12 protein-coding genes and 1 tRNA gene are annotated in these 13,528 nt (G+C 62.8%); 9 read left to right on the forward strand and 4 right to left on the reverse strand.

What is annotated here, in order from left to right; genetic code table 11:
* Positions 1–75 precede the first annotated feature (75 nt).
* Complete coding sequence (locus BA190_RS13190) at positions 76–789, reverse strand: SIMPL domain-containing protein (protein WP_068287499.1); 714 nt, start codon at positions 787–789, stop codon at positions 76–78.
* A 147-nt stretch (positions 790–936) separates the two neighbouring features.
* On the opposite strand from BA190_RS13190, the gene BA190_RS13195 reads away from it, so the two are divergent.
* Positions 937–1,012, forward strand: a tRNA-Ile gene (locus tag BA190_RS13195).
* A gap of 38 nt (positions 1,013–1,050) precedes the next feature.
* Here the strand turns inward: BA190_RS13195 and BA190_RS13200 are convergent.
* The gene (locus BA190_RS13200) at positions 1,051–1,611 is read right to left on the reverse strand and encodes a tyrosine-protein phosphatase (protein WP_068287502.1); all 561 of its coding nucleotides are present in this window, start codon (positions 1,609–1,611) and stop codon (positions 1,051–1,053) included.
* Positions 1,612–2,380: 769 nt separating this feature from the next.
* Here BA190_RS13200 and BA190_RS13205 point away from each other — a divergent pair.
* Positions 2,381–3,028 (forward strand): cyclic nucleotide-binding domain-containing protein, encoded by a 648-nt coding sequence (locus BA190_RS13205; RefSeq protein ID WP_068287504.1) that lies wholly within the window; start codon positions 2,381–2,383, stop codon positions 3,026–3,028.
* Between the two features lie 250 nt (positions 3,029–3,278).
* Complete coding sequence (locus tag BA190_RS13210) at positions 3,279–4,172, forward strand: DMT family transporter (RefSeq protein WP_068287507.1); 894 nt, start codon at positions 3,279–3,281, stop codon at positions 4,170–4,172.
* Here the strand turns inward: BA190_RS13210 and BA190_RS13215 are convergent, their stop codons facing one another.
* Positions 4,173–5,189, reverse strand: coding sequence for a substrate-binding domain-containing protein (locus BA190_RS13215; RefSeq protein ID WP_068287510.1), 1,017 nt, complete (start codon positions 5,187–5,189; stop codon positions 4,173–4,175).
* 563 nt (positions 5,190–5,752) lie between these two features.
* Between BA190_RS13215 and BA190_RS13220 the strand changes: the two genes are divergently transcribed.
* From BA190_RS13220 to BA190_RS13245, 6 genes are all read left to right on the forward strand, one after another.
* On the forward strand, positions 5,753–7,012 hold the full coding sequence (locus tag BA190_RS13220) for an ABC transporter substrate-binding protein (protein ID WP_202908462.1): 1,260 nt from the start codon (positions 5,753–5,755) through the stop codon (positions 7,010–7,012).
* Positions 7,013–7,344: 332 nt separating this feature from the next.
* On the forward strand, positions 7,345–8,271 hold the full coding sequence (locus tag BA190_RS13225) for a carbohydrate ABC transporter permease (RefSeq protein WP_068287514.1): 927 nt from the start codon (positions 7,345–7,347) through the stop codon (positions 8,269–8,271).
* A complete protein-coding gene (locus BA190_RS13230; protein ID WP_068287516.1) occupies positions 8,268–9,089 on the forward strand; it encodes a carbohydrate ABC transporter permease in 822 nt (273 codons plus the stop codon). The genes BA190_RS13225 and BA190_RS13230 overlap by 4 nt, the downstream gene beginning before the upstream one ends.
* A 269-nt stretch (positions 9,090–9,358) precedes the next feature.
* On the forward strand, positions 9,359–10,450 hold the full coding sequence (locus BA190_RS13235) for an ABC transporter ATP-binding protein (RefSeq protein ID WP_068287518.1): 1,092 nt from the start codon (positions 9,359–9,361) through the stop codon (positions 10,448–10,450).
* A gap of 202 nt (positions 10,451–10,652) precedes the next feature.
* On the forward strand, positions 10,653–11,438 hold the full coding sequence (locus BA190_RS13240) for a ThuA domain-containing protein (protein WP_068287521.1): 786 nt from the start codon (positions 10,653–10,655) through the stop codon (positions 11,436–11,438).
* Positions 11,439–11,530: 92 nt separating this feature from the next.
* Positions 11,531–12,580, forward strand: coding sequence for a Gfo/Idh/MocA family oxidoreductase (locus BA190_RS13245; protein WP_322435168.1), 1,050 nt, complete (start codon positions 11,531–11,533; stop codon positions 12,578–12,580).
* 93 nt (positions 12,581–12,673) lie between these two features.
* On the opposite strand, the gene BA190_RS13250 is transcribed toward BA190_RS13245, so the two are convergent.
* The gene (locus BA190_RS13250; RefSeq protein WP_068287526.1) at positions 12,674–13,474 is read right to left on the reverse strand and encodes a 3-methyl-2-oxobutanoate hydroxymethyltransferase; all 801 of its coding nucleotides are present in this window, start codon (positions 13,472–13,474) and stop codon (positions 12,674–12,676) included.
* Positions 13,475–13,528 lie beyond the last annotated feature (54 nt).

Raw genomic sequence — 13,528 nt, forward strand, 5'->3', positions numbered from 1 at the left:
CTGCCGGGCCGGCATTGCAGCGGATGCGCTGCCGGCCCGTGGAGTCTTGCCCGATACTGGGAAAGGTGCGGAGGATCAGTCTTCCAGCTCGAAACGCGCGGACACGGTGACGTTCAGCGTGCTCTCCCCGGACTCGATCGGCACCGAATCCTGCACCGCCTTGGCACGATAGAGACCGCCGCCGATCGGGCCGGTGTTCTCGCTCAGATCCACCAGCTTGCCCAAGCGCAGGCCGGAAGCCTTGGCGTAGATCTCGGCCTTGCGCCTAGCATCGTCCAGGGCGGTCTTGCGGGCGGCATCCAGCAGCACCGACTGGTTGGAAACGATGAACTGGATGCCCTCGATGCTGTTGGCACCGGCGGTGACGGCCTTGTCGAGGATGTCGCCGAGCTTAGGCAGGTCGCGCAGCGTCACGTTCACGGTGTTGGAGACGGTGTAGCCTGCAATGGTCGGGCCATCCTCGGAGCTCGACGAGAACTTGCTGTTCTCAGGGCTCGCCGGCTGCACGCTGAAGCCTGAGGTCTGCAGGTCCTTGGCATCGATGCCGGCCGCCTTGAGTGCAGCGAGGACCTCACCGGTCGACTTGGAATTGGCGGTCAGCACGTCGCGCGCCACCTTCCCCGCGCTCTGCACGCCGATGCTGACATAGGCCAGGTCCGGCTTGGCACCGACCGTCGCTTCGCCGTTGATGGCGACCACGCGCTTGAAATCCTCGGCTTGAGCGGCGCCGAGCGCTCCGGCCAGCAACAGGGCGGCGAGGGCGGGGCGGGCGACGAAAGACGGTAGCATCAGTGAACTCCAATGAAGAAAATTGCCGTCGGAACCTTGCAATCGAAGGCGGCGGGATGATGACGGGCTTGCGGCCGAGATCGCAATTGCGGATGCCGATTGAACCTGGGCGAGACTCTGCCTATAGATGCGGCGTCTGGCACAGCCGGGCCTGTAGCTCAATGGTTAGAGCCGGCCGCTCATAACGGTCTGGTTGGGGGTTCAAGTCCCTCCGGGCCCACCAGACCTCTCCGCATGAATTCGCCGGCCTCGTGCCGCCGGTTAACGTCGGTCTGTAGTGCTGCCGCTCGCGGTGGCCAGCGCTGGGCGTGGCTCGTGCCTGGCCTGGTTCAGCCATTGGGCGAGTTCCTCCCAGGTTCTGTCCATGGCGTAGCCGGGCAGGAAGGGCAGGGACAGGTGTCCGAAGAAGGGCGACAGCTGGGCCTGCGCCTTCTCGCGGCCTGCCTTGGCGATCGCAGCGACATAGAGTGCGGCGGCAAGGCCGGTGCGGTCGGCACCGGACGCGCAGTGGATCAGCAGTGGCTTGGGCGCCTGCGTCATCAGGGCGATGAGCTGCTCGGCCTGTTCCCGGCTCAGGGCACGCTTGGCCGACATCCGGAAATCGATGTGGTGAATGCCGAGCGCCTTCGCATCGGCGACTTCTCGGTCGTACCAGTCCTGGCCGGGATTGCTGCCGCGCAGGTTGATGATGGCCCTGATGCCGTAACGCTGGACATTGAATGACATCGTGGCGCTGCCGAGCTGGGCAGAGCGATAGACCTGTCCGCGAATCACCGTGCCAAAATTGCCCCAATAGAGCAGCACCGCGACATAGATCGTCATGGCGGAAATGCTCCAAAGCAGGGTTCTAGCAAACCATGTGCTGGTCCGGCTGCCCCCTTTTGCCTGGGCAACCAGGAAGCGCGGAAGCAGATATCGCAGGGAGGATCCTGGGTTGTGCCGGATATGGTCCCTCAATCGATAATAGCACAGCAGCAGCGCGGACAGGATCGACAGCGATGCAAGGGTGATGGAGCGATCCGTACTAATCTTTTCATAAATTGATGCCAAAAATGCCGTAATTATCATCAGAATTATTAGGATAAGTGATATAATATTGTCAATATTTCTAAATATATCTTTTATAATCTCCCTTGCTATCACAAAAAATGTCAACATTATGTGCTTCCTGGGGGCGAGTTGGCGAGATTTATATGCCGCTTGATCGGAGTATGAAACGAGAAGCGCAGCCGGCAATGAATCTATACTGCTGATTATTATTGCAGGGACATTGCGTTCTTGTGTCGATGATGCACGCGAAAGGGGATGGAATCGTCACGGACGGATGCTCGGCGATGCAGGGCGGAGTGCCGTAGGTCGGCATCTCCTGTGGGAAAGGTCGGGCGGTCCGCTGCGAGGGGGCGCCGGCCAACGCGGCTGGGCAGTCAGATCCCGGGCCTGGCATGCACTGCCCGGGCGCGGTTGGTGCCGGATCCAGGCCATATCGGTTGCCTCGTGCGAGGTCGCACAGCATTGGGACCGCGAACGCACCATGTCGGTGCCGTGGCTGGCGGCGTGAAGCCCCAACCGACCTTCCCGTCCTGGTGCTGAAATGTTGTTCGAAATCGTCCGGCTCGGCTTGATCCATGCCGCCGCCCTCATTGCCGTCGCGGCGCTGACCTGTCGTGACCAGCTCGTCTTGCGCGCCCTCCTGGTGGTCTCGACCCTGCTTTACATCCTCTATTATCTGGTCGTGCCCGAGATCATGCTGTGGGATGCGCTGTTCTGGACGGTGGTCAATCTGGGCGTGAATCTTCTGATGATGGCCAGGCTGGTCTTCGCTCGCACGCAGTTTCGGCTGAGTGCCGAAGAGCGCAGGCTGTTCGCCGCCCTCGGCGGCCTGTCGCCGGGCGAGTTCCGCTCCTTGATGAAGATCGGTCATTGGCGGCGCAGCGAGGGCAACCACACTCTCTTGCGCGAGGGGGAGGCGGTCGAGACCGTCTATTATGTGCTCGACGGCAGGTCCCATGTGAAGAAGGCTGGACGCAGCCTGGTTGTCGGGCCGCAATCGTTTATCGGCGAGGCCGGCTTCCTGCGCCGCCAGCCGGCCTCGGCCACCGTGATGGTCGAAGCGGGCGCCTGCTATATCGAATGGCCGGTCGCAGCCCTCAACGCCCTGCGGGTGCGCCGCCCGCTGATCAAGGTTGCGCTCGACGGCCTGCTCGCCTCGGACATGGCGGCGAAGATGGCTGCGGCCTGATGTCCCAACGGGCTGTGCAAGATTGCCTCTTTCCGCCGCCCGCAGATATTGGTACGACAAATGGCGATCCGCTGGGTGGGGGCGATGCCCGGCGGACGCCCGGACCGTTTCAGACACCATGCCACGCGCCTGGAACGCTTTGCGAATTGACGGACTCGGCAAGACCCGCAAAGACGCCTTGGACCAAGGAGTTGGAGCACCACGCGTTCATGGCTGAACGCGGGGCGCTCCGGCAGGAAACGAGACCGAAATGACTACCCTCCGCCAAGCCGGCATCGGGACCGCAAGTGTCGGCATGGGCATCGCGCTCTATCTCATCGGCGTGTTCCTCTTCGCCCTGAACGATGCCCTCGGCAAATGGCTGGTCGCCGACTATTCCGTCGGCCAGTTGTTGCTGCTGCGCTCCGTCGGCGCCGCCATCGTCCTGGTGCCGATGGTCTGGCACTTGAAGGTCGATCTCTTTGATTTCGGCCAGTGGCGGCTGCAGATCGTGCGGATCCTGTGCATGGCAGGCGATACCTACTGCTTCTATTTCGCCACGCGCAGCATGCCGCTTGCCGATGTCATGACGTTCTACATGGCGGCCCCCCTGATCATCACCGCCTTGTCGGTTCCGCTGCTCGGCGAAAGGGTTGAGCCATTCCGTTGGGGCGCGGTGATCGTGGGCTTCATCGGCGTTCTCGTGGCGCTGCAGCCTTCGGCGGAATTGTTTTCCTCGGCCTCGCCCATTGCTCTCGTCGGCGCCATCATGTTCGGCTTGGCGGTTACCGTGACGCGGCGCTTGCGGCGCACGCATTGGCTTCCCCTCGTGGTCTGGCAGTTCGCCGGCGCCGGTGTCATCGGCGCGGCGACGATACCCTTTGCCTGGGCCACGCCGGGCTGGTTCGATCTGGCGCTGATGTTCCTCGTCGGCATCGTTGCGATGGTGTGCTTCATATGCATCACGCGCGCTTTGGCCATGGCGCCGGCGGCGATGCTCGCTCCGTTCCAATATTCGGCCATGGTGTGGGCGACGCTGATGGGCTGGATCGTCTGGCGCGACGTGCCGACGCTGCCGATCGTCATCGGCAATTGCATCATCATCGGCAGCGGGTTGTTCGTCTTCTATCGCGATCGCGCCGCCGTGTCGGCGCCAGCCGGGTAATCAGGGCGCCGGCGGTACGGTGGAGCCGCGGAAGACGAGATCGACCGGCCAGATCTCCGCGGTAGCGGCGGGATCGGCACCATTCGCCAGGGCCATGGCGATCTCGGCCACCCGGACGCCGGCGGCATGGATGGAAGAGAAGGTGGTGGTGAGAGCCGGCGTCAGCGTTTCCGGACGGATGGCGTCGAGGCCGTCGTCATGGGCGATCAGCGACAGGTCCTTCCCGACGATCCGGCCGGTTTCCCGCGCGGCCCGCATGGCCCCGAGAGCAAGGAAGATTGACGAGCAGAGCAGGGCGGTCGGCGGGTCGGGCAGGTCGAACAGGCCTCGCGCCATGCGATAGCCGTTCTCTTCCGTCATGCGGGCGCCGCCTTCGAGTTCCGGAGGGGCGGCGAGACCCCGCTCGGTCAAGGCCCGGCGCCAGCCCTGCGAGCGGTGCGTGGCGAAGGTGAAACGCAGATTTTCGTTGAGAAGCCCGATCCGGCGGTGGCCCAGATCGATCAGCAAGGTGGTGGCCTTGTGGAAGGCTCCTTCATTGTCGATGTCGAGATAGGGATAATTGAGGCCGGTCTGCGTGCGCCCATGCACGACCAGGGGCATGTCCAACCGCTGCAGCATCGCGATGCGCGCATCGTCGATCGTCGGTGAGGACAGCAACAAGGCGTCCACCGAGCGCACGCGGGCGAGGCGTCGATAAGTGCCTGCCTCGTCGCCTTGAGCGGAGGAGACCAGCACGTCATTGTCGGATCGCGAGCATTGGCTGGCAACGCCCGCGAGAAAATCGGTGAAGATCGGATCAAGCAGCATGTTGCGGTCGGACGAGAACACGATGCCGATCGCTCCCGCACGGCCGGTGGCAAGTTTGCGGGCGCTGGCATTGGGGCGGTATTGGAAGGTCTCGGCGGCCTCCAGCACGCGCTTGCGGGTCGCCTCGCCAACTTCCGGAAAGCCGTTGAGCGCGCGGCTGACAGTCGTCTGGGACAAGCCCAGATGCTGTGACAGTTCCTTCAAGTTCACCGCAACGTCCCTTCCAGGCCTTCTCGTTTCTTTCGCTGAACAGAGGCCAGCCTGTCATGCCATGGATTCGGGAGAAACGCTTGCCGGGCACAGCGAATATCTCACGATACTGCGTACCCTTCCTGGTAGTCTCCCGATCGCAAGCAGCGACCAGACTGCATCTGTTCATTAAAGCGCTTTGGACTGGCGCTTTCTATTATTTTTTCTGAGTCAGCTTAATTCTTTTCCGTCAAATAGGTAGCGCAACCACCATAATTGCTGGGAAATTCACAAGTTTCTCACGCAATCGCTCAAAAGGCATCAACCGCTCTGATTTTCAATCAAATTATTTCAATGAAAGATGCTACTTTTGGGGGAACTGTTCCTGCGTCTTAGTTGTTACGCAGTTTTGCCATGAGCTCGCCTTGACAAAGGCAAACTTTTGTCGGAATTAGAATTCAAAGCGCTTTGAAGTAGATTATAGAAGCTCTGCCAAAAGGGACTTCGAACGAGGAAATGTCGGTTGCCTATGCTGACCTGCCATAGAGGAGGCAGCTGCGGCACATAAAAGGGAGGAAGACCGCATGTTCATGCGTTGGGCCTTGGCCGCGACTGCCTCTATCGCTCTCACGAGTTTTGCCAGCGCTACCGAGGTTGCGATTTCCTGCGGTGCGGTCGGCCAGGAATTGGCGCTGTGCAAGAGCGGCGCGGAAGCCTGGGCCAAGAAGACCGGCAATACCGTCAAGATCGTCTCGACACCCAACGATACCAACGAAAGGCTGGCGCTCTATCAGCAGCTGCTGTCGGCTGGCGCGAGCGACATCGACGTCTTCCAGATCGACGTGATCTGGCCCGGCATTCTCGCCAATCACTTCATCGATCTGGCGCCCTACACCAAGGGGGCCGAGAAGGAGCATTTCCCGGCGATCATCGACAACAATACCGTGGGCGGCAAGCTCGTCGCCATGCCGTGGTTCACCGATGCCGGCGTGCTCTATTATCGCAAGGATCTTCTGGAGAAGAACGGGCTGAAGCCGCCGACGACCTGGCAGGAAATGACGGAGGCCGCGGCCAAGGTCCAGGAAGGCGAGCGCAAGGGCGGCAACGACAAGTTTTGGGGCTTCGTGTTCCAGGGCAAGGCCTATGAGGGCCTGACCTGCGACGCGCTGGAGTGGATCGACTCCTTCGGCGGCGGCACCATCGTCGATGCCGAGGGCAAGATCACCATCAACAATCCCAAGGCGGCCGAGGCGGTGACGCTGGCGTCTTCCTGGATCGGCAAGATCTCGCCGGACGGCGTGCTCAACTACGGCGAGGAGGAAGCGCGCGGCGTGTTCCAGTCCGGCAATGCCGCCTTCATGCGCAACTGGCCCTATGCCTGGTCGCTCGGTAATGGCGCCGACAGCCCGGTCAAGGGCAAGATCGGCGTCGTCGCCCTGCCCAAGGGCGGTGCCGACGGCAAGAACACCGGCACACTCGGCGGCTGGCAGCTCGCCGTTTCAAAATATTCCAAGAAGCAGGATCTCGCTGCGGATCTTGCCGTCTATCTGACTTCGAAGGAAGAGCAGAAGCGCCGGGCCATCGAGGGCAGCTACAATCCCACTATCGCCAGCCTCTATGAGGACCCGGACGTGCTCAAGGCCGTGCCCTTCTTCGGCGATTTGAAGGCCACCTTCACCAGTGCGGTGGCCCGTCCCTCCAAGATCACCGGTGCCAACTACAACGAAGTTTCGAACGCCTTCTGGAACGCGATCGCCAGCGTGTTGTCCGGCAAGGCGAAGGCGGAACAGGCCCTTGAGGACCTTGACGGCGAACTCGCCAACATCAAGGGCTCGGGCTGGTAGGATCCTCCCCGACTGCGCCGCGAACCCTGGGGTTCGCGGCGCTCTTTCCACCGTTTTCTCGTCCTTCGCGACTTGATCGACCGAAGCCTGGTTCCTGATCCCTGGAGCACAGCGCGTTCATGGCTGGACGGCTGTTTGCTCGAGCTCCTTGTCTCCAAGCCAATCCCACGGATTGGGGAGAGCGTCTTTGCGATGCGGGGGTGACCCGCTCAAATCGCCAAGCGCTTTGGGGCCTCGCCGGCGACCGGTCGCGTACGGATTTCCCGCATTTCGACTGGGCGTGGCGGCTGAGATGCCGGCCAACTCTTCCTGCCTCCTTCTGGGAGTCCCCGATGGCAAGTCAATCAGAACTGACAAGGACCAGGGTTCGGTCGGCATGGCTGTTCCTGCTACCCATGCTGGTCGTGCTGGCGATCGTCGCCGGATGGCCGCTGCTGCGCACCATCTGGTTCGGCTTTACCGATGCCAAGCTCTCCAACCCCGGCAATTACAAGCTCGTCGGCTTCTCGAACTATCTCGCCAATGTCGACGGCCGCTGGATCGGCCTGCTCGCCAACAAGGTGTGGTGGCTTTCGGTCTGGAATACGGTGTGGTTCTCGCTGGTGTCCGTGGCTCTGGAGACGGTGCTCGGAACCATCGTCGCCCTGGTGTTGAACGCCAATTTCAAGGGGCGTGCCATCGTGCGCGCCGCCGTACTGATCCCCTGGGCCATCCCCACCATCGTCTCGGCCAAGATGTGGCTGTGGATGCTCAACGACCAGTTCGGCATCCTCAACCACATCCTGCTCAGCCTGCATATCATCTCCTCGCCCGTCGCCTGGACCGCCAATTCGCAGACGGCGATGTGGGCGGTAATCATGGTCGACGTCTGGAAGACCACGCCCTTCATGGCGCTGCTGATTCTGGCCGCGTTGCAGATGATGCCGTCGGATTGCTACGAGGCGGCCAAGGTCGATGGCATTCACCCCGTCAAGGTGTTCTTCAAGGTCACGCTGCCTCTGATCCGCCCGGCCCTGATGGTGGCGGTGGTCTTCCGTGCCCTCGATGCCCTGCGCATCTTCGACCTGATCTATGTGCTGACCTCGGGCAGCCGGGACACCATCTCGATGTCGGGCTTTGCCCGGCTGCAACTGGTCGACTTCGCCAAGACAGGCCTCGGCTCGGCGGCGGCGACGCTGCTGTTCCTGGTGATCGGCCTCATCACCGTGCTGGCCATGACCGTGGGCAAGGTACGTGTTTCGGAGGATGGAACGAGATGACCAAGATCCTCAAACCCGTCGGATTCTGGGCGCTGGTCGTCGTCATCGTCCTCTATGCCGTCTTCCCGTTCTACTACGCCATCCTCACCTCGATGCGGACGGGCCAGGCACTGTTCTCGACCTCGCTGCTGCCCGACAGCCTGGATTTCTCCAATTATGTCGGCGTGTTCGAGCAGCAGCCCTTTGCCTGGAACATCTGGAACTCGATCGTCGTCGCCGTCACGGTGGTGCTGATCTCGCTCTTTCTGGGCGTAACGGCCGCCTATGCGCTGGGGCGAGTGCACTTCAAGGGCAGGGGGCTCCTGCTCATGACCATTCTCGCCGTGTCGATGTTCCCGCAGGTTGCGGTGCTGTCAGGCATGTATGAGGTGGTGCGTGCCTTCGGCCTCTACAACACCATGCCGGCCCTTGTGCTCTCCAACCTGATCCTGACGCTGCCCTTTACCGTGTGGGTGCTCACCACCTTCATGAAGGAACTGCCGCGGGAGCTGGAGGAGGCCGCCTTCGTCGACGGCGCCAGCCCTTGGACGGTGGTGCGCCGCGTCTTCATGCCGTTGATGTGGCCAGCCATGGTGACGACGGGCCTGCTCGCCTTCATCGCGGCCTGGAACGAGTTCCTGTTCGCGCTGACCTTCTCACCCGACAACCGCACCGTGCCGGTGGCGATCGCCTCGATGAGCGGCGCCAGCCAGCAGGAGCTGCCCTGGGGCAACATCATGGCCGGTTCGGTCATCGTGACGCTGCCTCTCATCGTTCTCGTCCTCATCTTCCAACGCAAGATCGTCGCGGGTCTCACCGCTGGCGCCGTCAAGGGATAGGGCCTTTCGTCAGCCATGGTACGGGATTTGATGAGGTCAAAAATCGTCGATTGCAAGGAGCGAGCGCCGCCAAGACTTTCGTCTTGGCAAGCGAAGCGACGCGGCAGGCGACGATTTTTCACCTCACCGCTTTGCGGCGGGGCGCTTTTGGCCGATGAGCGCGTCGGATTTCGTAGCAAGCCGGAAGGCTTGCGTCCTCATCCTCCTTCTCCTCGGCCAAAATCGCTCCCGTCAAACCCGAACCATAGCTGACGAAAGGCCCTCCGCAAATGGCGAGCGTGACACTCAAGAATATCCGCAAGGCCTTCGGCCGGATCGAGACCCTGCATGGCGTCAACCTGGACATCGCAGACCGGGACTTCGTCGTCTTCGTCGGCCCGTCGGGTTGCGGCAAGTCAACCCTGCTGCGCCTGATCGCAGGCCTCGAGGACATCACCTCCGGCGATCTCATGATCGATGGCCAGCGCGTCAACGAGAAGACGCCCAAGGACCGCGGCATCTCGATGGTGTTCCAGTCCTACGCCCTCTATCCGCATATGAACGTCTATCAGAACATGGCGTTCGGCCTGGAACTGGCGAAGACGGACACCCAGACCATCGACCAGAAGGTCCGCGAGGCTGCCAAGATCTTGGAACTGACGCCGCTGCTCGAGCGCCTGCCCAAGCAGCTTTCCGGCGGCCAGCGCCAGCGTGTCGCCATCGGCCGGGCCATCGTGCGCAATCCCAAGGTCTTCCTGTTCGACGAGCCCTTGTCGAATCTCGATGCGGCGCTGCGCGTGCAGATGCGGATTTCCATCGCCAAGCTGCACAAGCAGATGGGCGCCACCATGATCTACGTCACCCACGACCAGGTCGAGGCCATGACGTTGGCCGACAAGATCGTGGTGCTCAACGCCGGCAATGTGGAACAGGTCGGGGCGCCTCTGGAACTCTATCACAACCCGCGCAACCTGTTCGTGGCCGGTTTCATCGGCTCGCCCCAGATGAACTTCATCGATACAGAGGTGCAGGCCGCCGACGCTTCCGGCGTCAAGGTCGCTCTGCCGGGAGGGGGCAGCGTGACCGCCAGGGTCGATGGCAATGGTGTGAGCGCGGGTGACAAGGTGAAGCTCGGCATCCGGCCCGAGCATCTGCAGGAGACCGGCGGGGAGGCTTCCTTCGCCGGCGATGTCGAGGTCGTCGAGGAACTGGGCGAAAGCCATTTCCTCTATGTGCGGACAGCGGACGGCCGGTTGGTGACGCTGCGCCATGCCGGGGATGCGCCCGTGGTCGCCGCGACCAAGGTGAGTATCGGCGTGCCGGGAGATCTCTCTCACGTCTTCAAGGCCGATGGCACGGCCCTGCGGCGGCTGCCGGCCTGAAGAGGGCCGTGCCGGGCGGCCCTGGGGGAGCGGCTGGGAGGCCTTCGTCAGAGGGCGCCAAAGGCGCCGCGAGGATCGGGACCCGGCGGTTTCCGCCGGACCAAAAAATAGGTCCACAACCCGCTTCAATAGCCCCGCTGGATGTGGCAGAGATTTTTGTTAAAGCGCTTTGAATCGCCGTCGACGGCAAAGGAAATCCGAGATGACTATCCGCGCACTCGTCTGGAACGAGAACCGGCATGAGCAGACCAACGCCCTGGTGCGCCAGCTCTATCCCAAGGGCATCCATGGCGAGGTCGCGGCGGCGCTCGAGGAGGCCGGCGGCATCAGTGTTGGTACCGCGACGCTCGATGAACCCGAGCACGGCCTGACCGTCGAGAAGCTTGCCAACACCGATGTGCTGCTGTGGTGGGGCCACACCGCCCATGGCGAGGTCAAGGACGAGATCGTCCAGCGCGTGCAGGAGCGCGTCTGGGAGGGCATGGGCCTGATCGTCCTGCATTCGGGCCATTTCTCCAAGATCTTCAAGCGCCTGATGGGCACGCCCTGCGCGCTGTCCTGGCGCGAGGCTGGCGAGGTCGAGCGGCTGTGGGTGCTCAACAAGAACCATCCGATCGCCGAGGGCCTGCCCGAATATTTCGAGATCGAGCATGAAGAGATGTATGGCGAGCCCTTCACCGTGCCCGAGCCGATGGAGACGCTGTTCATCTCCTGGTTCGAGGGCGGCGAGGTTTTCCGTTCGGGGCTGACCTATCAGCGCGGCGCCGGCAAGATCTTCTATTTCCGCCCGGGCCACGAAGCCTACCCGACCTACCACAATGCCACCGTGCGCAAGGTGCTCGGCAATGCGGTGAAGTGGGCCTTCAATCCCGCGACCGCCTGGAAGCGGGTCAACGAGGCGCCCAACACGCCACATGACAAAGCCCCGGTGCCCCTGGAAGTGAAGGGGCCGCGCCTCCACGAGGATGGCGAAGAGGGCTACCGGTAATCCTGGGAGCGCGGACATCCTGTCCGCTCTTCTTACTGCAAGCGTTACGTTTCCAAGAGCGGACAGGATGTCCGCGCTCCCAGGATCACTTCATGTCCAAGATCCGCATCCTTGTGCTCGGCACCGGCAATATGGCGGCCAACCACGCCCGGCACTTCCAGGCTTCTCCCGACGCCGAAGTGGTGGCGGGCGTCGACATCGACGAGGCGAGAGCCAGTCAGTTCAGCGACGAGCATGGCATTCCCCATTCCTTCGGCGACCTCGACGAGGCCATCGCCTGGGGTGGTTTCGATGCCGTCGCCAATGTCACGCCGGACAGGTTTCACCATCCCACCACGATGAAGCTGATCCTCGCCGGCAAGCATGTCCTGTGCGAGAAGCCGCTGGCCGAGACCTTCCCACAGGCCGACGAGATGGCCACGGCTGCCGAGGCAGCCGGACTGATCGCCATGGTCAACCTGTCCTATCGCGACGTGCCGGCCCTGCAGGCCGCCCATGGCATCATTGCCCGCGGCGAGATCGGTGAGGTCCGCCACGTCGAGGCTTCCTATCGCCAGAGTTGGCTGGTGGGCAATCATTGGGGCGATTGGTCGACCGAGCCGCGCTGGCTCTGGCGCCTGTCCGAGGAGCATGGCTCGAAGGGCGTGCTGGGCGATGTCGGCATCCACATCCTGGATTTCGCCAGCTATGCGGTGAGCATGACGCCGGTCGCGCTGCAGGCGCAGCTCGCGACCTTCCACAAGGCCCCCGGCGACCGCATCGGCGACTATCCGCTCGATGCCAATGACAGCGCGGTGATGTCGGTGCGCTTCGAGAACGGGGCGCTGGGTGTCATCCACACCAGCCGTTTCATGACGGGCTATGCCAACACCCTGAAACTCAGCGTCTTCGGCACCAAGGGCGCGATCGAGATCAATCACGGCCCCTATACGAGCCTGCGCATCTGCACCGGAGACGGGATCCACAGCCAGGCCTGGCGCGACCTCCACGCCGATCCGGTGAAGACCAACTACCAGCGCTTCATCGCGGCCGTGCAGAGCGGCGAGAATGCCGAACCCAGCTTCCGCCACGCCGCCAACCTCCAGCGCGTGATCGACCGCTGCTTCGACAAGGATATTGCTTCGGCGCCGCCGATCGCCTGATCATATCGGGTGCGCGGGCGTCTCGCCCGCCTCTTGCCATTCGATGCTATGTTTGCAAAAGCGAGCGAGACGCCCGCGCAGCCGGAATGACGATCAGGCAGCGTCGAGCGCATTCAGGAAGCGCTCGAGTTCGTCGCCGGCAATGCCGACCACCTGGTTCGGGGCCGGGAAGGCGCCATTGGCAACGTCGGCATTGTATTCGGAGAAGGCCGCGATGCGTTCCTTCTGCAGGCGGTCATACTCGCCGTGGAAATTGCGATAGACCTTGGCATGACGCGGGTAATGCCCGTCATGGCTACCCAGCACGTCGTCGGCGAACAGATATTGCGCGTCGCACCCCCCGCCGGCGCCCATGGAAATCATGAACAGGCTGGTGCGCCGGCTGATCGCGGTGGCGACCTCCACGGGCACTACCTCGATCTCCGCCGCGAAGGCGCCCGCCTCCTCGAGGGCCTTCACCTGCTGCCAGACTCGCCAGGCTGTTTCGAACGTCTTGCCGACGGCTTTGAAACCGCCGGTCCAGGTCCGGTGCGAGGGGATCAGGCCGACATGGCTCACCACGGGGATACCCTCGTCGCGAAGCCGCCGGATGGTGGCCAGGCTGGCGGCGCAATAGACGGCGTCCGAACTTTGCTGCCGGGTGAGGAAGGCCGTCCGCAGGTAGTCCTCCACCGTGACATAGTGGCCATATTCCAGCCCGGTGACCACGAAGGCTGTCGGCGCCGCGTCGCGGAAAGCGGGCTCGGCGATCAGCGCGGGCGGAACCGAAAGCATGCCGATGCCGGCGCGTTCGGCCGCTTCGGCTTCCTCTAGCGTGGTGACTCTCAGTTTGGCAATCTGCTTCTTGCCGCGAAGGGCAAGCAAATCGGCAACGGTCGGGCGTAGGCGGGCCATGACGGTCTCCATGCTGTCCCGCGGCTCGAGTGCATCGTCGAGACGCAGGGCGCG

This window comes from Labrys sp. WJW (assembly GCF_001676615.1).
In the GTDB taxonomy this organism is placed as follows: Bacteria; Pseudomonadota; Alphaproteobacteria; order Rhizobiales; family Labraceae; genus Labrys; species Labrys sedimenti.

What these genes read in the sequence shown, in the direction of transcription:
- BA190_RS13190 (WP_068287499.1), bottom strand. Translation starts at nt 789, where the DNA reads ATGCTACCGTCTTTCGTCGCCCGCCCCGCCCTCGCCGCCCTGTTGCTG.
- BA190_RS13200 (WP_068287502.1), bottom strand. Translation starts at nt 1,611, where the DNA reads ATGACGATCTATGTCGCGGTGCTGCTCTATTGGGGCAATTTTGGCACG.
- BA190_RS13205 (WP_068287504.1), top strand. Translation starts at nt 2,381, where the DNA reads ATGTTGTTCGAAATCGTCCGGCTCGGCTTGATCCATGCCGCCGCCCTC.
- BA190_RS13210 (WP_068287507.1), top strand. Translation starts at nt 3,279, where the DNA reads ATGACTACCCTCCGCCAAGCCGGCATCGGGACCGCAAGTGTCGGCATG.
- BA190_RS13220 (WP_202908462.1), top strand. Translation starts at nt 5,753, where the DNA reads ATGTTCATGCGTTGGGCCTTGGCCGCGACTGCCTCTATCGCTCTCACG.
- BA190_RS13225 (WP_068287514.1), top strand. Translation starts at nt 7,345, where the DNA reads ATGGCAAGTCAATCAGAACTGACAAGGACCAGGGTTCGGTCGGCATGG.
- BA190_RS13230 (WP_068287516.1), top strand. Translation starts at nt 8,268, where the DNA reads ATGACCAAGATCCTCAAACCCGTCGGATTCTGGGCGCTGGTCGTCGTC.
- BA190_RS13235 (WP_068287518.1), top strand. Translation starts at nt 9,359, where the DNA reads ATGGCGAGCGTGACACTCAAGAATATCCGCAAGGCCTTCGGCCGGATC.
- BA190_RS13240 (WP_068287521.1), top strand. Translation starts at nt 10,653, where the DNA reads ATGACTATCCGCGCACTCGTCTGGAACGAGAACCGGCATGAGCAGACC.
- BA190_RS13245 (WP_322435168.1), top strand. Translation starts at nt 11,531, where the DNA reads ATGTCCAAGATCCGCATCCTTGTGCTCGGCACCGGCAATATGGCGGCC.
- BA190_RS13250 (WP_068287526.1), bottom strand. Translation starts at nt 13,474, where the DNA reads ATGGCCCGCCTACGCCCGACCGTTGCCGATTTGCTTGCCCTTCGCGGC.